This is a genomic window from Vibrio sp. 10N.222.55.C7 (assembly GCF_041473335.1).
Lineage (GTDB): Bacteria > Pseudomonadota > Gammaproteobacteria > Enterobacterales > Vibrionaceae > Vibrio > Vibrio crassostreae_C.
The window spans coordinates 296,101-317,445 of the sequence record NZ_JBFRSC010000021.1 but is presented as its reverse complement, the minus strand read 5'-3'; the positions used below and the strand labels follow the sequence as shown (position 1 = coordinate 317,445).

18 protein-coding genes are annotated in these 21,345 nt (G+C 44.3%); 4 read left to right on the top strand and 14 right to left on the bottom strand.

The genetic code is table 11. From position 1 onward, the window contains the following. Positions 1-15 precede the first annotated feature (15 nt). The 12 genes from AB4482_RS08700 to nrfB form a co-directional block, all read right to left on the bottom strand. Entirely contained in the window at positions 16-1,104 is a 1,089-nt protein-coding gene (locus AB4482_RS08700) for a DUF1513 domain-containing protein (protein ID WP_372132336.1), read from the bottom strand. Then, positions 1,094-2,155, bottom strand: coding sequence for an imelysin family protein (locus AB4482_RS08695; protein WP_372132306.1), 1,062 nt, complete (start codon positions 2,153-2,155; stop codon positions 1,094-1,096). Before AB4482_RS08695 ends, AB4482_RS08700 begins: the two co-directional genes overlap by 11 nt. Positions 2,156-2,314: 159 nt before the next feature. After that, positions 2,315-3,703 carry a di-heme oxidoredictase family protein gene (locus tag AB4482_RS08690; RefSeq protein WP_372132308.1) on the bottom strand — a complete coding sequence of 463 codons (1,389 nt, stop codon included), beginning with the start codon at positions 3,701-3,703 and terminating at the stop codon, positions 2,315-2,317. Between the two features lie 111 nt (positions 3,704-3,814). Beyond that, a complete protein-coding gene (locus AB4482_RS08685) occupies positions 3,815-5,074 on the bottom strand; it encodes an imelysin family protein (RefSeq protein WP_017063566.1) in 1,260 nt (419 codons plus the stop codon). A 176-nt stretch (positions 5,075-5,250) separates the two neighbouring features. Beyond that, positions 5,251-5,847, bottom strand: coding sequence for a GTP cyclohydrolase II (ribA, locus tag AB4482_RS08680; protein ID WP_009848836.1), 597 nt, complete (start codon positions 5,845-5,847; stop codon positions 5,251-5,253). A 249-nt stretch (positions 5,848-6,096) separates the two neighbouring features. Continuing rightward, positions 6,097-6,273 (bottom strand): hypothetical protein, encoded by a 177-nt coding sequence (locus tag AB4482_RS08675; RefSeq protein WP_017063565.1) that lies wholly within the window; start codon positions 6,271-6,273, stop codon positions 6,097-6,099. 89 nt (positions 6,274-6,362) lie between these two features. Next, complete coding sequence (gene nrfF, locus AB4482_RS08670) at positions 6,363-6,803, bottom strand: heme lyase NrfEFG subunit NrfF (protein ID WP_372132311.1); 441 nt, start codon at positions 6,801-6,803, stop codon at positions 6,363-6,365. Next, complete coding sequence (locus tag AB4482_RS08665) at positions 6,800-7,354, bottom strand: DsbE family thiol:disulfide interchange protein (RefSeq protein ID WP_017063563.1); 555 nt, start codon at positions 7,352-7,354, stop codon at positions 6,800-6,802. Before AB4482_RS08665 ends, nrfF begins: the two co-directional genes overlap by 4 nt. Next, the gene (locus AB4482_RS08660) at positions 7,335-9,251 is read right to left on the bottom strand and encodes a heme lyase CcmF/NrfE family subunit (protein ID WP_372180791.1); all 1,917 of its coding nucleotides are present in this window, start codon (positions 9,249-9,251) and stop codon (positions 7,335-7,337) included. The genes AB4482_RS08665 and AB4482_RS08660 overlap by 20 nt, the downstream gene beginning before the upstream one ends. Before the next feature lie 167 nt (positions 9,252-9,418). Beyond that, positions 9,419-10,393, bottom strand: a complete 975-nt coding sequence (gene nrfD / locus AB4482_RS08655) for a cytochrome c nitrite reductase subunit NrfD (protein WP_017063561.1) — start codon at positions 10,391-10,393, stop codon at positions 9,419-9,421. Positions 10,394-10,395: 2 nt separating this feature from the next. Continuing rightward, complete coding sequence (nrfC, locus tag AB4482_RS08650; protein ID WP_017060985.1) at positions 10,396-11,082, bottom strand: cytochrome c nitrite reductase Fe-S protein; 687 nt, start codon at positions 11,080-11,082, stop codon at positions 10,396-10,398. 3 nt (positions 11,083-11,085) lie between these two features. Continuing rightward, positions 11,086-11,670, bottom strand: a complete 585-nt coding sequence (gene nrfB / locus AB4482_RS08645; protein WP_372180789.1) for a cytochrome c nitrite reductase pentaheme subunit — start codon at positions 11,668-11,670, stop codon at positions 11,086-11,088. Positions 11,671-12,152: 482 nt separating this feature from the next. Here nrfB and nrfA point away from each other — a divergent pair, with 482 nt between their 5' ends. Next, positions 12,153-13,583, top strand: a complete 1,431-nt coding sequence (gene nrfA, locus AB4482_RS08640) for an ammonia-forming nitrite reductase cytochrome c552 subunit (RefSeq protein WP_170967975.1) — start codon at positions 12,153-12,155, stop codon at positions 13,581-13,583. A 125-nt stretch (positions 13,584-13,708) separates the two neighbouring features. Continuing rightward, positions 13,709-14,053, top strand: a complete 345-nt coding sequence (locus tag AB4482_RS08635) for a rhodanese-like domain-containing protein (RefSeq protein ID WP_017063559.1) — start codon at positions 13,709-13,711, stop codon at positions 14,051-14,053. A gap of 25 nt (positions 14,054-14,078) precedes the next feature. Here the strand turns inward: AB4482_RS08635 and AB4482_RS08630 are convergent, their stop codons facing one another. Next, complete coding sequence (locus AB4482_RS08630) at positions 14,079-14,708, bottom strand: tetratricopeptide repeat protein (RefSeq protein ID WP_017066842.1); 630 nt, start codon at positions 14,706-14,708, stop codon at positions 14,079-14,081. A gap of 169 nt (positions 14,709-14,877) precedes the next feature. Then, a complete protein-coding gene (gene gyrA, locus AB4482_RS08625) occupies positions 14,878-17,520 on the bottom strand; it encodes a DNA topoisomerase (ATP-hydrolyzing) subunit A (protein ID WP_017072500.1) in 2,643 nt (880 codons plus the stop codon). 258 nt (positions 17,521-17,778) lie between these two features. Here gyrA and ubiG point away from each other — a divergent pair, with 258 nt between their 5' ends. Together ubiG and nrdA are read left to right on the top strand one after the other, a co-directional pair. After that, positions 17,779-18,522, top strand: a complete 744-nt coding sequence (ubiG, locus tag AB4482_RS08620; RefSeq protein WP_372132323.1) for a bifunctional 2-polyprenyl-6-hydroxyphenol methylase/3-demethylubiquinol 3-O-methyltransferase UbiG — start codon at positions 17,779-17,781, stop codon at positions 18,520-18,522. A 508-nt stretch (positions 18,523-19,030) separates the two neighbouring features. After that, on the top strand, positions 19,031-21,313 hold the full coding sequence (gene nrdA, locus AB4482_RS08615; protein ID WP_372180787.1) for a class 1a ribonucleoside-diphosphate reductase subunit alpha: 2,283 nt from the start codon (positions 19,031-19,033) through the stop codon (positions 21,311-21,313). The last annotated feature ends 32 nt before the right edge of the window (positions 21,314-21,345 follow it).

Sequence of the window (21,345 nt, the reverse complement as noted above, 5' to 3'; positions counted from 1 at the left end):
AAGAGGCTTTATAAATCAGATTGAACTCCAATGGTTATCCCACTGGACCGATGATTGTTGAGTTGATTTCTCATAAGGCTTGCTCTGGCTTACCACACTTCCCGCCCCAGAGCTTAATCGAAACTCACCATCAAGCAGCACAGCGCCAGAAGCATCAGATAATGCAGAGAGTTCTACTAACTCTTTGGTTTCTTTAGACCAAATACCGTAGCAGTTGCCTCTTGGCGAAGTCGCAATAATCCAATCATCTGACGCCGCAATACTGGCGATATAGTGATTGAACCTTGCCCATTGCTCTGGCTCTGCGTTCAGTGATTCAAACTTTCCGCCTTTAGTATGCATCGCCAATAGCGAAGGATACTCATCTGGTTCACCACGATATTGCTGGCCACAAAGCACGGATTCAGCACCATCATGGGCTAAGTGTCGAATGCTCAGCTTCTTATCCAACAATTCAACCTGATCAAGTAACACACCTTCAGGAGAAACATAACTCAAGCTCGGCTGCATCGAATCGAGGTTTTTCGGTGTTCTACCATCAGTATGAACGCCACCAACGCCGATCGCGAGATTACCATCCGGCATGATGATCACTTCATGAGGCCCAATACCAAAACCGCTGAACTCTTCGACCTTACGATAGCCTTGCGCGACATCGTAAACGCCAATCACACCTTGGCTGCTGTCCGTTTTCCCTTCAGTGGCATACAGTAAGTTGCCATCTAATGAGTAAACGCCATGACCATAGAAGTGACGGTTGTTACCTTTGACGACCATTTTGATCTGCTGACCGTTTTTATAGTCAAACACCATAAAATAGTCACCAGGACGACGAGCAAAAACCACCGCATGCGATGAGGTTGGGCAAATCGCGACGCCATGGCCACGATTGGGGATGGGAAGTTGGCTCAGTGGCATGCCAAATTCGTCAGCCACAACTGCAGAATATTGACCACGACCATTAAGCGCACAACCAATCAGTTGGGGATCGTTCGACGCACTCGCCTCATCCTTTCGACTCGCACAGCCAAATGGAAGTAATGGAACAGTTGCACAACCCAGTGCAGCCTTGAGTAACGTTCTTCGCGTAATATCAGTCACCATCGGTAGCATTGAATCCTATTACCACGCCAAGCTCTATCGCTACTTCTTCATGAATCAGGTACTTCAAACGTTCTAGTTTGTTGTATTGAGTCAGCACATCTCGGTAGCCTTCTTTGCTCTGTAGGAGAGTAAACAAGCTAGAATCTGTCGGCCAAGTATCTAACGTTAACGTGAACTGGGCTGCAACACGATCGGCAAGGTCATTTAAGCCCTTCTCTCTCAATAAACCATCAAGACCACTACCATCTGCTAAGTACAATTTCTCTAGCGCCGCTACGTTCGCTTTCAGCTGAGTCATTGAGGTTTGAGCGCGCCATGATTCTGAGAAGTAAGGACGCGGATGACCAATTTTCGCCATCGGGCGACTCAGCTTTTTCATGCTGTAATCAAGTTGGTTGGTCAATAAAGCGATGTATTCAGACTCCCAACGAGTCTCGTCTAGCGCTAACCAAGGGTTAACCTGCCATGCCTCAGCAATAGAGGCCGATTTCATTGCCAAGTTTTGTGCGATCGCTTGTGAAGATAGACAACCAGACGCTTTGTCTTGCAGTAATGGAGATTGCTCGTCGTACAGAGACCACTCCAAGGCGCCAAGCCCTTGAACAGTCACACTCTGCTGTGCGATTTCATCTTGTGACCAAGCTTTATCTTGCTGAGTCAGTTGACGCATTTTTAGACCTGTGGTGTTCTTTTTGTCTGGCCAAAACTGAACATTCCAGCTCTGTTCCAATGCCGCTGTTGGGCCTCTTTCTTGTCCTTGCAGTGCCATCCAGCTGTTCATGGTGAGCTGCCACTGATTTTCCAACGCATCCAGCTCAATATTGTTGGTTTCACAGTAACCCTGCATCAAGACTTCCAGCTCACCGGCTTGCTTAGCGAATAGCACGGCTGAATCAAACTCTTGTTGATACACGCTACGGCTGATATGAGCAGTCGTGTCTGCTTGATAAGAGACACCGTTAACCTCAGATGAAGCCGTTTGCTCACCCGATGACTGGCAGCCTGCCATGATTAATACCGACAAGGGCATTAACAAAAATTTATGTGCCATGCTGTTACCTTACTTCCTAGTTTTTCTTTTAATTATATGAGTTCAATAAATATGAAACGACCGCTGGCCTCGTATCCCTACAAGTTCAGCGGTAGTCAGTCTTTTGTTAGCGGTTTTCTTAAGTAACTAAGCCGTTGGCTTAACTGAATTCAAGACAGCCTATAATGAGTCCAAAAACGCTAGTAGTGCTTCGCGTTCACTGCTACTCAAAGCTAATACTTTTTGTTTTGCCATTTCTGCTTCACCACCATGCCAAAGTACCGCTTCCATAACGTTTCTTGCGCGACCGTCATGAAGTAAGAACGTATGACCGTTCACTTCTTTGGTATAACCTAATCCCCAAAGTGGTGTGGTACGCCACTCTTGACCATTGGCAAGATACTCAGGGCGATTGTCGGCTAAGCCTTCTCCCATATCGTGCAGTAACATATCGGTATATGGGCTGATTAGCTGTTTAGACAACGCAGGTAAGCCTTCACGTTCTGCTGTGCGAATTTCAGCTTGGTGGCAACTTTGGCAACCAATAGCTTTAAACAGTTTTTTACCTTGAACAACCGCAGGCTTATCAACGTTGCGACGAATTGGAACCGCCAAATGCTGCGAATAGAACTCAACAAAATCTAGGATATTATCGCTGACTTCAGGTTCACCACCATTTGGAAAATCATCACAGGTTGATTGAGCTGATGTGCAGTTTTCGTTCGGGAACAAACTGCTTGTTAAGCCCAAATCGCCGTTAAATGCTGCAGCATTTTGTTGCATTAGGTTTGGCTGTCCGGCTTTCCAACCAAATCGACCCAACGCCATTTCGTTAGTTTGAACATCAAGAACATAATTGGCTTTGCCTGTTACGCCTTGGCTGTCCGCAGCTTGTTGCTTCGCGAAGCCAAGAATCGTTTCTTGTGGGATGCTCTCAAGCAGACCAAGACCAATCATTGGCGGCGCCACTCGAGCTGAAAACTCGGTCTTAGGATGCATCTCGCCGAAAGCAAGTTCAGTAATATTTAAAGTGGGTTTACGCAGAGTAACGACGGTGCCGTCTTTGAATTCAACAGGAACATCCGTGTAGCTAATGTTCACTTTGCCCTCTGGTTTTACACCTTGAAGCGCAAAATCTTGTAGCTGACCGCCGTACGTCGGCTCTGGAATTCCACCATCTCGAATGAAGGCTTGTCGCTGCTCAGGCGTTTCAGCCGGAATGCTTAAACGAACCAACATGGATACTGCGTTCTCATCTCCTTCTTCTGGCGCGTGACCACGACCATCTTTGATGTGGCAGTTTTGACAGCCGTTAGTATTAAATAGTGGTCCTAACCCATCACGAGCATCGGTTGATGACGGTGCAGGAACCCAAGGGTTTCTAAAGAAGCTATTACCTACGCTGAAATCCAAGCGCTTACTCATTGGTAGATTGGCTGCGGGAAGGGAAAAAGCGTTCGCTCCTTCTTTCTTCACGGTCGTTTTGCCGCCAGAGTAGGTTTCATGAGCGTGTAATGGAGATACGAAAAACAGTGCGGTTAATAGTGAGGCTGAGAGATACGACTTCATACATTGCCTTGCTGTGTTTTTGATTTTAGTTTTTATGTGGGTGTGGCTTTCTTGAGGATCAAACAATTAAGGGCTCAATCAGAGCCCTTACATTTGTGTCGGCTCGGGTTCTTAGAACTCGTGATCCGCTGTGTCTGGGTTTAGGCTATCAATGCCAATCACACCCGCAGCACGCTCAATAGCCGCTGTTTGAGACACTAGCGCAACAATTGTTTTGTTTACTAGTGCATTACCCGCAGCGTTGTCAGCAGCGATTAGCTGATCGAAGTGCTGGTTGTTTTTCTCTGCAGACGTTACTAATTCGCCTACTTGTGCACGTGCTAGGTCAAACTGCTTTTGAATCTCTTTCGCAGCTTGCTCATCTTTTTGCTCTACTAGGTCGAACAGGCTTGGGCCGGAAAGCAGAGTACCGTCTTCACGCTTGTATAGACCCGTGTAAACGTTGTAGATGCCTTGCTCGTTGTAGTAGTGAGAGTTGTGCGTGTTATCAGAGAAGCAGTCGTGCTCATCTTCAGTAGAGTTAGCTTCTAAAGCCACCTTCATACGCTCACCAGCAAGCTCACCAAGAGACAGTGAACCCATGCCGAATAACATTTTACGTAGGCCGTTTTCGCTAGATTCAGAAAGCAGTTCTTGACGGTAGTTGCCTTTCTCGCCTTCAGCCCACTGCTTTTCCATCCATTCTAGGTCTTGGATAAGTAGCTCAGCAGATGCTTTTAGGTATGCGCCACGACGGTCACAGTTGCCGTTAGTACACTCAGCGCCAACAACGAAATCAGTGTAAGCACGCTCACCTGCACCGCTGTTTGTACCGTTTAAATCTTGGCCCCAAAGTAGGAATTCAATTGCGTGGTAGCCAGACGCTACGTTCGCTTCAGAACCACCGATCTCGTTCAAGTCTGCGATTAGCTCAGGGGTGATGTTGGTTGCATCAACGGTAGTCTGACCAATTTGGAAAGTCTTGTTAGCCACGATGTTTGCGCTAGCGCCTTCGTTACCAAGTTCATATTGGTAATCAGTCGAAACATAATCAATCAGGCCTTCATCAAGTGGCCATGCGTTCAGTTGGCCTTCCCAATCATCAACAACAGCGTTGCCGAAGCGGAAAACTTCTGACTGTTGGTATGGTACGCGAGACTCAAGCCAAGCTTGTTTTACTTGTTCGAAGTTGCCAGCAGAAGGAGAAGCTAAGAAGGTATCAATAGAAGAGTTCAACGCTTTAGCTGTAATTACTGAATCTGCAAACACTGCATGCGCAATATCTGCGTAATGTTCTACAACTTGATCTTGAGTTACTGCTGCGAAAGAAGAAGCAGAGGCAAAAATGAGTGACGAAGTTACGGCTTTTGTCACTAAAGATTTAATGGTCATGAAGCATCCTTGTTGAGCTTTAAATTATTATTCGTAGTAATAGTGCAAACCATTATCATTTGCACTACGGATTCAAATAATACAAACTTACAATTTTATTGCAAGATAAATACAAAAAAACCTCACATATGTGAGGTCTTTAAACATTTTTATGTTAAGCGTAACAAAGAGGCTAATCAGATATCCAGATTATGCTTACCGTGTGAGACTTTTGCCTTCAGGTAGCTTTCATTACCCGATTTGATATGAGCAGAGGTATTCACCACTTCTTCAATCTCAATACCAAAAGATTTTAGCTCATTGATCTTCTTAGGGTTGTTGGTGACTAAGCGGATTTTTGTAGTACCTAAGGCGCGTAGCATTTCAGCAGCTTCAGTAAAATCGCGAAGGTCATCGCCAAAACCTAGGTGGTTGTTGGCTTCATAGGTGTTCATGCCTTCGCTTTGCAGACGGTACGCATCGATTTTGTTGTACAAGCCAATACCACGACCTTCTTGGCGTAAGTAAAGAATCACCCCACCCGTCTCACCCATAATTCTAATGGTTTCGTCTAACTGCTCGCCACAGTCACAGCGAGAAGAATGGAAAACATCACCAGTCAGGCACTCAGAGTGCATACGAACAAGAGGTATGTCTTGTGTCTTGTCTGCTGATTTAAATATCACAGCAACATGCTCTTTATCTGTTTTCAATCCATGAAAAGACAGAAGTTCAGCATCTATACTGCTTGTTACCCCTACTTTGAAATCTATTCTGGCACGCACTTCCGCCATAGCTATACTCACTTGAAAATTCGATGTATTTAACAACACTACATTATATGTCTAGGCAATATTTTGTAGCTAACTATCTAATGATAGACACTATGAGGCTGTTAACAATTTTTTTCAAGGTCGACCTCGTACAAATTGTTATAATATAACAATTATTTTTCACATAAGAAAAAACCCCACATTGGGATGACCAACATGGGGTTATAAATTAATCAGTTGCGGCTAAGACTACGATTTTTTACAGAACGATCAACTTACTTGAGTTTGCTTCCAGATGACAAGCTGAACCCAAGCGTTCTCTAATTCGGTTAACTCTTCTTGAGTAAGCGTAGAAATGCTCGACTTTGCACTGTATTTTTCTGCCCATTTATCAGATCGGACATGAGTATGGAACTCTTTCTTTAAATTTGAGATTACGTTATCCACAGATACATCCTTATATAGCAGTGCTTAGCCTTTATAATCAGTCAATGTTACAAAATACAGGTCAATTGGTAAACAGTAATACACAATTTTTATGAGCTCTTCCTAACACTTTTTACTGATAAATATATAAATAAGAGAAATGATAGGCTCGGTAGCAACCAAAGTAATAGATTTGAAACCTTCATCGCCGGCTTATAAAGTACAAATTCACCAAATCTTTCCGTCATATATCGAGTAATCTCATTATTACTCTTCCCTGCTTTCACCATATTGAACACAACAAGGCGTAAGTCTTTTGCTATTGGTGAGTTGGATTCAATCAGATTTTGGTTTTGACATTGTGGGCAGCGTAACGTTTTCGCCAAGCTAATAGCACGTTGCTGTTGTTCTGGGTTTTCAAACTCAAACAGTTCAACTTGAATACTCGTCTCTTTATTACTGGCAGTAAACAGATCTTCAGCCATGGTTGAAAGGCTAATCACTAAAAGAGCTGACAGCATAAACAAGGTTTGTACTAGAGACTTCATCATCCATTCACACCATCAAAATACATCGCAAGTTCATCTTTCCATACCATTTCATTAATCACGCCCAATAGCTTTTTAATGATCTGGCCATTAGCATCAACCAAATACGTTTCAGGTGTGCCGATTACGCCCAACTCTAATGCTAACTTGCCTTGAGGGTCACTGATCACGGTTGAGTACGGGTTGCCATCGTTCGATAACACGTTAATCGCAGCCCCAGAGTTATCTCGATAATTAAGCCCAACGATGGGAATGCCTTTATCGTGAAGTTGAAGCAAAAATGAATGTTCGGTTTTACATATCCCGCACCAAGATGCCCATACATTAACCAGTTGATAAGGGTGCTGCGTGACATCAGTAAGCGTAATTTTCTGCTGACCATTGACGCCTTCACTATTCACTAACGCAGTCGATGTAAATTCTGGAAATGCCCTTTGTTGTTCAGACACAATGGTCGACTGCTGCTTATTATCAAGCGCAAAGACAAATCCCAGCACCACAATCAATGCTAAGGCAATTAGAGTAATTAGCTTGTTACGAACGCTGGTATGCATACTGTGACGCCTTAACGGTTTTCTTTTTACGATGAGTCAATGAGAGCAAAGCGCCGATAATGGAGAACAGCCCACCAAACCAGATCCAGCGCGCATACGCCTTATACTGAACACGAAATGCGTAAGCGGTGGAATCGACTTTCTCGCCCATGGTGATATAAACATCGCCATGCCAGAACCACTTCATTGCAGGCTCACTCATGTTCATAACACGAACTTGGTAGTGTCTTCTTTCTGGCGCGATGGAAAAGCTTTGCTCGCTAGCATCTAATTCGAGTATCGCTTTTTCTGCAGTAAAGTTGGAGGCGACATAGAGCTCGGTATCACGATGAGAGAGCGTCCAACCCATAAACTCAACCTCTTCACCTGGGCTCAATTTGTAACTTCGCTCAAATGAATGGTAACTGTTCATCGCGGCACCTATCGCTAACACTGAAACCCCAACATGGGCAAAGGTCATCACCCAGACTTTACGTTGAAACTTGGAACTGCGCGTTACTGCCAAGCCATACACATGAGTGAGTAAAACCCAAAATGCGAGTGACCATGTCATCAGCACCATCACTTGGACCTTCTCTACTTGCAAAGCGTAACAGACAAACCCGAGGCAAATAGATGCTAGAGCGATCAACGTAATAACGCCTTTCGATGCTTGAGGCTTAATACTCAGCAATGGGGCAAGGCCGACGACAGCCAACGCAAGCAAAGCCAAAGGTGCAATCAAGAGATTAAAGTAAGGTGCACCGACCGAGATATTTCCCAGTCCAAGCAGTTCAAATACCATGGGATAAAACGTGCCGAACACTACGACAGCAGTCGCGAGAACAAAAATAAGCACCGCAACTAAGCTCAAAAAGCTTTTGCTCGCAAAGCTAGTGATTGGATTCGACTCGAAAGATTCACCACGAACAATAAGAAGAGAAAACGAACTCACTAACACCAAAACCAGTATCAGCAACAGCGCGATACCTTTGGTTGGGTCAACAGCAAAAGCATGAACGGAAGTGAGGACGCCAGATCGAACAATAAAAGTACCGAGGATACTTAAACAAAACGTAATGAAAGCAAGGCTAAGTGACCACTTCAGCAACTGTTGCTTGCCTTTAGCAACACCCAAACTGTGCAATAGAGCGGTTGATGTTAGCCAAGGTAATAGGCTGGCATTTTCTACCGGGTCCCAGAACCACCAACCACCCCACCCTAACTCGTAGTATGCCCACCAAGAACCAAGAATGATCCCTGCGGTTAAAAAGATCCAAGCGACCAAACAACAACTGCGACAATGAGCGACCCAATCGAACTCAATCGGATCCACCAGCAAAGCGGCCACAGCAAATGCCAAGACCACAGAGAAACCAACATAACCCAAATACAACAGAGGCGGATGGAATATCAAACCAACGTCTTGCAGCATTGGGTTAAGGTCACGCCCTTCAAGTGGCAAGGTCGAATTCAGTTCAAATGGGTTCGAAGCAAATAAGGTAAACCATGCAAATATCGCGAGTAACACATTCATCACCCACAATACGCGGCTCTGATACTCAGAAGAATATTGCTTTTGTAGGGCAATCACACCCGACCAACAGCTAATGGTTAAGACCCAAAATAGCAATGAGCCTTCATGTCCAGCCCACACAGCGGCCATTTTGAAGAAGGTGGGTAATTGAGTATTGGAGTGTTCTGCAACATAGAGGATGGAAAAGTCGTCACCTACAAAGGCATAGCCAAGTAAAACGATAGCGCCAATGGAAAACAAAGCGCTAGAGAGGGAGAAACTGCGAATTAAAGCCACATTTTGTGCTTGTTTAGTTAGCATTTGATACATCGAATACACAGCGATAATGCTGCTGAGAACAGCGACCAAAATTAAACTAAACAGCCCCAAAGAACCGACCATATCACCTCAATCAGGCTCTACCTAAGCAGAACCAAGTTAAACCATTATTGGCATTGATTGCTCAACTAGCTGATGTAACTCAACTAGCTATTGCTACTCAGCGAAAAGAAATTTAGTGAGCAGATGTTTAGTATCCAACATCCACTCACTTATAACCTTGAGCGAAATTAAGCTAACGTTAATTGTCCTGCATAAAGGACAAACGTTCTTAGCATTAATACGCCCATCAGACTCAATGAAGTAACAGAGAAAATATACACAGTACTATGGCGAACCGATGCTGGTGTCACGGCGTTAAGCAACAAGGGTAAAACCATACCCACACCAATTACGCCATACCAGAACCAACTTGCCCAGAAACCACCGCCAATCGCGTTCCATACTGCCTGCTCACTTTGACCACCAGCAAATATCAACCCAGTGAAGAAAGTAACAAGGACAAACAGTTCAAACATAACAACAGGACGTTCGAAGCCGTGGATCCAAGAAATACTCGCACTATGCGGAGACTCCTTAAAGACCAACACACCAAATAAAATACATGCCGCCGCTCCCGAGGATAAACTCGAGAATAAGAACAATATCGGCAACACTGGGTTATTCAGCATTGGGAAGGTATTTAGCGCAGAGAGTAAGAAGCCAGTGTAAGCCGCAAGTAATAGCGCAAGCACAGCTAAGAATATTTCAAAAACATTCTCAAAAGATTCTAATTTGCCAATCCAGTTACTGACAAAATCGAGTCGCCCTTTTAACCATGCTTGATCACTCAAGAATACGGCAATCTGATTTCGGAATATAATGCCGATCCAAACAAATAGGATCACCATATACACTTGGAATAAGATCACACCCATCGACATCACTGACGTCGGATTATAAAAGATCATGATCTTCCAAAATGATAGTGGTTTCGTCAGGTGGAAAACCAAGATCAATAAACCTGAGATGATCCCGAATGGTGCTAGAAAAGCCGTTGCCTTTAATACACCATTATTCGCTGGATCGTCCTCAATCACCTTTCTCTTAAGGTAAATCGAGATCATCACTGCACCCGCTGACATACCCGCCAAAAACAGATAGATAGCAATGATCCAGTCCCAAACCACGGTACCTGATTGAAACGCTGTATCCCATGCACTCATAATCAAATCTCCCCTTTTTGGTGTGGCACTTTATAGAGTTTTGGCTGAGTACCTAGATAAGCCTTATCTCTGTAAACCACTTCAGATTTAAGTACCTGGTTTATCTCGCTCTTAGGGTCATTTAAGTCGCCAAATATCAGCGCATTGGTAGGGCAAGATTCAACACAAGCAGGTAATTTACCTTGCGCAAGATTGGTATCGCGGCAGAAGTTACATTTGTCGGCCGACTTATTCTTAGGATGGAAGAAGCGCACTTGATATGGACAAGCTAGCAGGCAATAACCACAGCCGACACACTTCTCTTTATGTACATCAACAATTCCTGTCTTCTCATCTTTATAGGCGGCGCCTGTTGGGCAAACCATCACACAAGGTGCATTATCACAATGTTGACAAGAGTTACGAGTGAAACGGTAATCAACATTTGGATATTCACCTTGAGGTTCGCTCTTTATGATTTCTAAGCGCGATACGCCTTCAGGCACTTTGTTTACTTCACGACACGCCTCAGTACAAGCAGTACAGCCAATACAAGCGGTTTCGTCATGAACCATTCCGTAACGCTTGGTGCCATCTTCCTGAACATTAGCCAGCGTTTTGCGGCTTGTAACCGCTGCAGTACCTGCAACACCAGTTGTGAAAATAACGGCACCCGCGCCAGCTAAAAAGTTTCTTCTTGAGCAGCTCATAGATTACTCCCCTTCTTTCTTCTGGTTGAAGTCTGAATGGCAATCCACACACAGCTTGATGGTTTGCTTTTTATCTAAGCCAAGCACCTTCGCTTCACTCGCATGCACATCGTGACAGTTTGAACACGTTAAGTTTTGTGCGTGTACGTCATGAGTCCAACTCGCTTCGCGCAGATCATCAGGCTTATGACAATCTATACATTGGCTGTTGGCATCTAGGATTAAGCTAGGATCGAGGAAAACCTTTTCGGTTCCGGGTTGTGATTGAGCCGCGCGATACTTCACCACTTTAGGCGCGCCTTCGCGGTGGCCGGGGCTAATAGAACTATGACAGTCGGTACAATTTACTTCACGGCCAAGCAAAGCGTGCGCACTCTCACCATGTGAACCAAATACCGTTTCTTTAGAATCTTTATGGCATTGGACACACTTGTAATCTTTGTCACGTATTAATTCGACTTCATGTCTTGTTGACTCTCCTACTGGCGTAACAGCAGGCTCTGCAACAGCATGAATGGAATAACCATAGAGGCAGAATGCTAGAAGGGATTTAAGCATTATGACTATGGCCAATTTAATATTGCCCATTTTATCCTTTCCTTATACCGGCATTATTTAACTCTCAACTAAATAATATTCCGGTTAAACAAAAGTACCCTTAAACGATATTATTACCGCTTAAATGATATCAATTCTTATTTTGGATAAGCCACAACGCTTTCTATATTTAGAATATACCCCTAATTAGGTAAAGCGAAATATACAAAGGGTAATATGTGAACACAATCACCCTATTTATAGTGAGGGCATGTCGGGTAATTGTTTGTTATATATGATAATAATTCTCAATAAGACCAGTCTAACTTGATGTCCACATACCCCTTTAGGGCTATATAAACTTCAACGTGATTGAAGTCACTGTCATTAATTGATCTAAAACAAGCAAACATCCGACACGTAACAAAATGTGTTTATTTATGAATTAATATAAACAGCAATTCTCCAGTTCTTAATTTGAATAGCAAACTCACAACGCTTGGTATAAAAATCAGTATATTGGAGATATCACTGTGAAAAAGCACTGGATACGTAATTCCGTCACAGCACTATTAATGGTTAGCGCATCACTAGCAAGCGCGACCAGTTTTGCTGCGTCTGAACAAAAAGAAATTGGTGATCCTCGTAACGACCAGTTCGAGCAAAACCACCCAGATCAATACCATTCATGGAGACAAACTTCAGAAAGCGAAGCAATTGAAGACGCACTAAAAGAAGATCCAAACATGGTTATTCTATGGGCGGGCTACGGTTTCGCGAAAGACTACAACAAAGCCCGCGGCCACTTTTATGCGGTTGATGATGTAAGACAAACCCTGCGTACTGGCGGACCAACCGACGAAAATTCAGGCCCAATGCCAATGGCGTGCTGGAGCTGTAAAAGCCCAGACGTAGCACGCGTTATTGAAGAGCGTGGTGAAGACGGCTACTTTGAAGGTAAATGGGCTCGTCTTGGCAGCGAGATAGTCAATCCAATTGGTTGTGCCGACTGTCACGATACTCAAAGTGAAGGCTTTAAAAATGGCGAACCTGCACTAAAGATCACTCGTCCTTATGTTGAACGTGCGTTCGATGCGATTGGGAAGAACTTCGAAGAGCAAGGTCGCTTTGATCAGCAAGCCTCTGTGTGTGCTCAGTGTCACGTGGAATACTACTTCACGGGTCCAACAAAAGGTGTGAAATTCCCTTGGGATAAAGGGACGCGTGTTGAACAGATGGAAGAGTACTACGATCAGATTGGTTTTAAAGATTGGACACATAAAGTCTCTAAAGCACCAATGCTAAAGGCTCAGCACCCAGGTTACGAAACTTGGCGTGAAGGTATTCACGGTAAGAACAACGTCGCTTGTGTTGACTGCCACATGCCTAAAGTGACGAAAGAAGACGGTACCGTTTACACCGACCATAAAGTAGGTAACCCGTTTGACCGCTTCGAAGACACTTGTGCTAACTGCCATACTCAATCTAAAGAGACCATGCGTAACATCGTTTCAAGCCGCAAAGCTCAAGTACTAAACATGAAGCTGACCGCTGAGAAACAAATCGTAGCCGCTCACTTTGAAGCAGGCGCAGCATGGGAAGCAGGCGCAACAGAACAAGAGATGGCACCTATCTTACAAGATATTCGTCATGCGCAATGGCGTTGGGACTACGCTATCGCATCTCATGGTGTTCACATGCACGCGCCTGAAGTAGCCCTAGAGGTTCTTGGAACGGCGGTTGACCGCGCAGCAGACGCGCGAACTAAGATTGTTCGTCTACTTGCGAAGAAAGGCATTACCGATCCAATCGAGATTCCAGATATCTCAACCAAAGAAGCCGCTCAGAAAGCGCTAGGAATGGACATGGATAAGATGAATGCTGAGAAGCAACACTTCTTAGACACCGTGGTTCCTAAGTGGGAAGAGCAAGCTGAAAAGCGTGAAGCTAACTACGAATACTAGTTCCTTCAAATAGACCAATAAGATAAAACCAGTCACACTGTAAAGGTGTGGCTGGTTTTTTAGATTTGGGCGCACTCAACCGTCCCAATTTCACATTACCTTTTAGCTAATTCAAGGAACAAAGAATGAAGCACTTACTTTCGCTTTCGGCATTATGCATCGCATTAACAAGTTCAGGACTTCACGCCTCAGAACGAGCAGAAACAGGGTGGGAAATGATTGAGGAAGGTGCGCTGGTCGTTGATGTCAGGACACCAGGAGAGTTCAAGCAAGGTCATCTGGACAATGCGATTAACTACCCTCTTTCTGAAGTCGCTACGCACTTTGCCAGCATAGACAAAGCTCAACCTATCGTTTTGTATTGCCGCAGTGGTAACCGCTCAGGACAAGCTTACCAGTATTTGAAAGCTCAAGGGTTTACACAGATCCACAACGCTGGCGGTTTAATTGAGATGCAAGAAAGCAAATAATCTCGAAATTACAGATAGTGCCCGTTTAACGGATCATTTGCTTAGCTTGGTTGATCGAATGGATGATAGAGACACGATCAATGCCTTTCTGGTTAGAATCGAGAATTTGAGTCCAAGCATCGATCGCTTGTTGGTAGCGCATACTGATGAAGTGATCGGTCGCTATCAACATCAATGCCGTACGATCGTTGGGATCAAGCTCCATGGATTGATTTAAGAGCACTTTCACATCATCACTCATCGCCTGTGAACTTAGGTAATACAAGGCGCTCGCTTTAGCTGCATAAAGCCCTGAAGGCGCCTGTGGGTCTAAACGAATCGCATAGTCGTAACAGGTAAATGCAGCATCAAACTCCCCTTTCTGCATATAAACACCACCAAGCTTAAACCAAAGGTCTGATTGATTAGGGTCTTGCTCCAGGCTCTGCTGAAGTTCATTTTGGAAATCTGTTGCTGTATAGCTGCTGTCGTCACTTGAAGTAAGTTGAGGGGCTTCTTGTTTCATCTGAGACCAAACCAGAATGCTGGCTAATATCGCCACACATGAAATAAGGAGGTTGCCTTTAAGATGACTGGTTTTTCTGTTTGATGCGATCACGATTGCCACTAGAAATAGGCTCATTAGCAGCAAAGCAATCAGTAACCAGATATCCATTCCATTCTCCTTTCATTGACGCTTTACTGTACCTTTTTCTCACTAAAACAATATTGATCGAGGTTTAGCTATTGGCTTTTAAACAAGTCACAGCCAAATTCTAGGTAATAAAAAACCGAGCACAATGGCTCGGCTTTTTGTCTCAACTTCTATTTATAGAAGTGAAAGATTACTCAGTGTCTTGCTCGCTATCAGAAGCGTCTGATGCTTGCTCTTCACTTGATTCAGAAACGACTGCTGCTTCAGCGTTTGCTACTTCAGCTTCGCCTTCAACAACCTCAGCTTCTTCTACTTCGTCGATACGTTGTAGACCTACAACGTTCTCGTCGTCAGAAGTACGAATCAGTGTTACACCTTGAGTGTTACGACCAACTTGGCTCACTTCCGCAACGCGAGTACGTACTAGCGTACCTGCGTCGGTGATCATCATCATTTCGTCGCCTTCTTCAACTTGAACAGCGCCAACAACTGGGCCATTACGTTCAGAGACTTTGATAGAAACCACACCTTGCGTTGCACGGCCTTTCGTTGGGTATTCAGCTAGTTCAGTACGCTTACCGTAACCGTTTTGAGTCACAGTTAGGATATCGCCTTCGTTAGAAGGAACAATCAGTGAAACCACTTGATCGTCTTCTGGAAGCTTCATACCACGAACACCAGAGGCAGTACGGCCCATTGCACGTACTTTGTCCTCGTTAAAGCGAACAACTTTGCCCGATTTAGAGAACAGCATGATGTCGCTATCACCGTTAGTGATGTCAACGCCAATCAGTGAATCGTCGTCACGTAGGTTAACTGCGATTAGGCCGTTAGCGCGTACGTTTGCGAATTGATCCAGTGATGTCTTCTTAACTGTACCGTCACCCGTTGCCATGAAGATGAATTTCTCGTTAGAGAACTCAGAAACAGGCAGGATAGCCGTAATACGTTCACCTTCTTCTAGAGGAAGAATGTTCACGATAGGCTTACCACGAGCAGTACGACTTGCTAATGGTAGTTGGTAAACTTTCAGACGGTATGTCTTACCACGAGTAGAGAAACATAGGATGTTATCGTGAGTATTAGCAACAAGCAGACGCTCAATGTAATCCTCATCTTTCATCTTAGTTGCACTCTTACCTTTACCACCACGACGCTGAGCTTCGTAGTCGCTTAGGATTTGGTACTTAACGTAACCTGCGTTAGAAAGCGTTACTACAACGTCTTCTTGAGCAATCAGCTCTTCCATGTCGATGTCATGAACTGCCGCTGTGATTTCTGTACGACGCTCGTCGCCATAGATTTCACGTACTGCTTCAAGTTCTTCACGGATAACTTCCATCAAACGCTCAGTGCTTGCAAGAATGTGCATTAGCTCAGCGATTTCTTCTAGAAGGGCTTTGTACTCGTCTAGAATCTTCTCGTGCTCTAGGCCAGTTAGGCGGTGAAGACGAAGTTCTAGAATAGCTTGTGCTTGTGTTTCCGTTAGGAAGTATTGACCATCACGGATGCCGTATTGGTCTTCCAACCAATCAGGACGAGCCGCATCAGTACCTGCACGCTCAAGCATTGAAGCAACGTTACCAAGATCCCAACCACGAGACACTAAACCAACTTTAGCTTCTGCTGGTGTTGGCGCGCTCTTGATCAGTTCAATGATTTCATCAATGTTAGCAAGTGCTAGAGACAATGCTTCAAGGATGTGTGCACGGTCGCGTGCTTTCTTCAATTCGAAGATAGTACGACGAGTCACAACTTCGCGACGGTGGTCTACGAAGCACTTAAGCATGTCTTTGATGTTGAACAACTGTGGTTGACCGTTATTCAACGCAACCATGTTGATACCGAAAGTCGTTTGCAGTTGAGTTTGAGCGTATAGGTTGTTAAGAACCACTTCGCCTACTGCATCACGCTTACATTCAATAACAATACGCATACCGTCTTTATCAGACTCGTCACGCAGTGCACTGATGCCTTCTACTTTCTTATCTTTAACCAGTTCAGCAATCTTCTCGATCAAACGAGCTTTGTTTACTTGGTAAGGGATCTCAGTAACGATAATGGTTTCTTTACCATTCTTCTCTACTTCGATATCCGCTTTTGAACGCATGTAAACCTTACCGCGGCCAGTCTTGTAAGCATCTACGATGCCTTTACGACCACTTATAAGTGCTGCTGTTGGGAAGTCAGGACCAGGGATATAGTCCATTAGCTCATCAATAGTGATATCTTCATTATTGATAAATGCTAAACAGCCATCAACAACTTCACCAAGGTTATGTGGTGGGATGTTGGTAGCCATACCTACTGCGATACCAGAAGCACCGTTTACCAATAGGTTAGGAATTTTTGTAGGAAGTACTGCTGGAATTTGTTCTGTACCATCGTAGTTCGGTACGTAATCCACAGTTTCCTTATCAAGGTCAGCCAGGAGCTCGTGAGCAATTTTCGCCATACGAACTTCGGTATAACGCATTGCAGCCGCGGAGTCGCCATCGATAGAACCAAAGTTACCTTGGCCATCAACTAGCATGTAACGCAGTGAGAACGGTTGCGCCATACGAACAATAGTATCGTATACAGCACTATCACCATGTGGGTGGTATTTACCGATTACATCACCTACTACACGAGCAGACTTTTTATATGGTTTGTTCCAATCATTACCTAGTACATTCATCGCGAACAAAACGCGGCGGTGTACAGGTTTTAGGCCATCACGCACATCTGGAAGGGCACGACCAACGATGACGGACATCGCGTAGTCTAGGTATGAACCTCTAAGCTCATCTTCAATATTTACGGGCGTGATCTCTTTCGCTAGATCGCTCATAGAGCCATTTTCCCTCTATAGTCAGATCGTATTTTTGAATACGTATAAGACCGAAAAATATAACACAAATTTACCTACGGAGGCATCACTTTCCCTCTCCTTTTACCATCTTGTGACCCTTGTAGCCAATCAATTGATGAGAAATTGCACCTCCGCATCATATCTTGCTGAAACATGGTCACTTTACATCCAATAAACTAGCAAAATTGTAGATCTTCTGGTCAGAGCGAAAAGGCAAGTTATAATGCCTGCAATTTCATGGATGCATTATTTAACTTGGAAATGCCGATTATGACTAAATCACAGAACGTAGACCCAGCAGAAATCAAAAAATTCGAAGACATGGCGTCGCGCTGGTGGGATCTGGAAGGCGAGTTTAAGCCTCTACATCAAATCAACCCACTGCGCCTAAATTACGTGCTAGAAAAGACCGAAGGTTTATTTGGTAAGAAAGTCCTCGATGTTGGCTGCGGTGGCGGCATTTTGGCTGAAAGCATGGCTGTTGAGGGCGCAGTAGTCATTGGCCTAGATATGGGTAAAGAACCGCTAGAAGTGGCACGTCTTCACGCATTGGAAACTGGCACCAAGCTCGATTACATCCAGAGCACCATCGAAGACCATGCAGAACAGAATCCACAAACTTACGATGTGGTGACATGTATGGAAATGCTAGAGCACGTTCCTGATCCACAATCTGTGATTAGTGCATGTTCAAAATTAGTGAAACCGGGTGGTCACGTGTTCTTCTCTACCTTGAACCGTAACTTCAAATCTTACCTGTTCGCTATTGTTGGTGCAGAAAAGCTACTTAAGATTGTTCCTGAGGGCACTCATGAGCACGAGAAGTTCATTCGCCCTGCAGAACTTATCAAGATGGTCGATAACACTCCGCTGCAAGAACTAGGGATTACAGGGCTGCACTACAATCCTCTTACGGACACTTATCGTTTAGGCACAAATGTAGACGTAAACTACATCGTCCACACGCAAAACTTTGGCTAAAAAATATCGGTAGCCCTACCGTAAAACCTTTTGTAAAAAAGACGAATGAAAAGAGTTGCAATTACCATAACTTTGCGACTTTTTTCAGTCTAAATTTCGTGCGCTAGCTTCCATTTTGACCACCTCGATTTAAATTTAATCGCCTAAAATCAATCGCCCATTTTGGCCAAAGATCAAGGGATTTTTTTTTATGGGCGTGCAAAAATAAAGCATCATTAAAAGCCGACTTTTATACAATCAAGTCACATATAACCTCATCAGTTAGTGGTCACTTACAGTTTTTTTTCAATCCACCACTTATCCACAAGCAACCCCATTTCTTTACCTTGAAAAATATCAGTTGTAGCACTATCTTGTAACCCAACAAACAAATGACCCCTATATGTTGTGTTTGAACTACAATGTATGGGTAGACCAAGATCACAAAGCCGAAACGTAATTTACAAAAATTACACAGAAATACACAAAAACACGGCCTTGTTCAGTTTTGTTAGGGAAATTAAGCAGAATGAACCAACAACTTACTGTTACCAAGCGTAACGGGCGCAAAGAAACGATCGATCTAGAGAAGATCCATCGCGTGATTACATGGGCAGCTGAAGGCTTGCACAATGTTTCTGTATCACAAGTAGAATTGAAAGCTCACATTCAGTTTTACGATGGCATCACCACTACTGACATTCATGAAACTATCATCAAGTCAGCAGCGGATTTAATCTCTGAAGAGACTCCTGATTACCAATATCTAGCAGCACGTCTGTCTGTATTCCACCTACGTAAAAAAGCGTACGGCGAATACGAGCCGCCTGCACTGTATGACCACGTTGCAAAACTGGTTGATATGGGTAAATACGATAGCCACCTTATGGAAGATTACACGAAAGCTGAATTCGAAGAGCTTGACGAGTACATCGACCACAAACGTGACTTAGACTTCTCTTACGCAGCGGTTAAGCAGCTCGAAGGTAAATACTTCGTGCAAAACCGTGTAACGAAAGAAATCTACGAGAGTGCTCAGTTCCTTTACATTTTAGTTGCTGCGTGTCTATTCGCTAAATACCCGAAATCGACTCGTCTTGACTACATCAAACGTTTTTACGACGCATCGTCTACGTTTAAGATTTCTCTACCTACACCGATCATGTCTGGTGTACGTACGCCTACTCGTCAATTCAGTTCTTGTGTACTGATCGAGTGTGGTGACAGCCTTGATTCAATCAACGCGACAGCAAGCTCAATTGTTCGTTACGTATCTCAACGTGCTGGTATTGGTATCAACGCAGGTCGTATCCGTGCGCTTGGTTCTGAAATCCGTAATGGTGAAGCGTTCCACACAGGCTGTATCCCTTTCTACAAATACTTCCAAACAGCAGTAAAATGTTGTTCTCAAGGTGGTGTTCGTGGCGGTGCAGCAACGGTATTCTACCCACTATGGCACGGTGAAGTTCAGTCTCTATTAGTACTGAAAAACAACCGCGGCGTTGAAGAGAACCGAGTTCGTCACATGGATTACGGCGTACAGCTGAACAAGCTTATGTACTCTCGCCTAGTTCAGGGTGGCAACATCAGCCTGTTCTCACCTTCAGACGTACCTGGCCTTTACGATGCGTTCTTCGAAAACCAAGACCGTTTTGAAGAGCTATACGTTAAGTACGAAAACGATCCTTTAGTGAAGCGTGAAACGGTTAAAGCCGTTGAGCTTTTCTCTCTGCTAATGCAAGAGCGTGCTTCTACTGGTCGTATCTACATTCAGAACGTTGACCACTGTAATACACACAGCCCGTTTGATTCTGAAGTAGCACCTGTTCGTCAATCGAACCTATGTCTAGAAATCGCGCTTCCTACTAAGCCACTTTCTAACGTAGAAGATGACGAAGGCGAAATTGCACTATGTACGCTTTCAGCATTCAACCTTGGCGCAATCAATGAACTGGACGACCTAGCAGAGCTTTCTGAGCTGGTTGTTCGTGCTCTAGATGCACTGCTTGATTACCAAGACTACCCGCTTCCAGCTGCATACAAGTCGACAATGAACCGTCGTACTTTAGGTGTAGGTGTAATCAACTACGCATACTACCTAGCGAAGAATGGTGTTAAGTACTCTGATGGCAGCGCGAATGGCCTGACTCACCGTACTTTTGAAGCAATTCAATACCACTTGCTAAAAGCATCTGTTGAACTAGCGAAAGAGCAAGGCCGTTGCCCATCTTTCCACGAGACCAACTACGCGAAAGGCCTACTGCCAATCGATACTTACAAAAAAGATATCGACTTAGTATGTGAAGAGCCACTGCACTACGATTGGGATTCTCTACGTGAAGAGATCATGGAGCACGGTCTGCGTAACTCTACGCTAACAGCGCTTATGCCTTCTGAGACATCGTCTCAAATCTCGAACGCGACTAACGGTATCGAGCCACCACGTGGTTACGTATCAGTGAAAGCATCGAAAGACGGCATCCTTAAGCAAGTGGTTCCAGATTTCCTAAATCTTAAAGAGAACTACGAGCTACTTTGGAACATTGGTTCTAACGACGGTTACCTACACCTAGTGGGTATCATGCAAAAATTCGTTGACCAAGCTATCTCTGCAAACACTAACTATGACCCAAGTGTTTACGACAGCGGTAAAGTACCAATGAAGAAGCTGCTTCAAGACCTACTAACAGCGTACAAGTACGGTGTTAAGACGCTTTACTACCATAACACTCGTGATGGTGCTAAAGACGACCAAGGCGATGCAGTTCAAGTGCCGGAAGAAGATTGTGAAGGCGGCGGTTGTAAGATCTAAACCGCAATAAACATTAAGACCCCAGAGAAGAG

Bases quoted from the DNA above. Each gene is read 5' to 3' on its own strand.
- nrfF (WP_372132311.1), bottom strand. From the start codon at position 6,803: ATGATGAAGTCTCTAGTACAAACCTTGTTTATGCTGTCAGCTCTTTTA.
- AB4482_RS08700 (WP_372132336.1), bottom strand. From the start codon at position 1,104: ATGGTGACTGATATTACGCGAAGAACGTTACTCAAGGCTGCACTGGGT.
- AB4482_RS08660 (WP_372180791.1), bottom strand. From the start codon at position 9,251: ATGGTCGGTTCTTTGGGGCTGTTTAGTTTAATTTTGGTCGCTGTTCTC.
- AB4482_RS08690 (WP_372132308.1), bottom strand. From the start codon at position 3,703: ATGAAGTCGTATCTCTCAGCCTCACTATTAACCGCACTGTTTTTCGTA.
- AB4482_RS08665 (WP_017063563.1), bottom strand. From the start codon at position 7,354: ATGCATACCAGCGTTCGTAACAAGCTAATTACTCTAATTGCCTTAGCA.
- nrfB (WP_372180789.1), bottom strand. From the start codon at position 11,670: ATGGGCAATATTAAATTGGCCATAGTCATAATGCTTAAATCCCTTCTA.
- AB4482_RS08635 (WP_017063559.1), top strand. From the start codon at position 13,709: ATGAAGCACTTACTTTCGCTTTCGGCATTATGCATCGCATTAACAAGT.
- AB4482_RS08685 (WP_017063566.1), bottom strand. From the start codon at position 5,074: ATGACCATTAAATCTTTAGTGACAAAAGCCGTAACTTCGTCACTCATT.
- nrfC (WP_017060985.1), bottom strand. From the start codon at position 11,082: ATGAGCTGCTCAAGAAGAAACTTTTTAGCTGGCGCGGGTGCCGTTATT.
- nrfD (WP_017063561.1), bottom strand. From the start codon at position 10,393: ATGAGTGCATGGGATACAGCGTTTCAATCAGGTACCGTGGTTTGGGAC.
- AB4482_RS08695 (WP_372132306.1), bottom strand. From the start codon at position 2,155: ATGGCACATAAATTTTTGTTAATGCCCTTGTCGGTATTAATCATGGCA.
- gyrA (WP_017072500.1), bottom strand. From the start codon at position 17,520: ATGAGCGATCTAGCGAAAGAGATCACGCCCGTAAATATTGAAGATGAG.
- ribA (WP_009848836.1), bottom strand. From the start codon at position 5,847: ATGGCGGAAGTGCGTGCCAGAATAGATTTCAAAGTAGGGGTAACAAGC.
- ubiG (WP_372132323.1), top strand. From the start codon at position 17,779: ATGGATGCATTATTTAACTTGGAAATGCCGATTATGACTAAATCACAG.
- nrdA (WP_372180787.1), top strand. From the start codon at position 19,031: ATGAACCAACAACTTACTGTTACCAAGCGTAACGGGCGCAAAGAAACG.
- AB4482_RS08630 (WP_017066842.1), bottom strand. From the start codon at position 14,708: ATGGATATCTGGTTACTGATTGCTTTGCTGCTAATGAGCCTATTTCTA.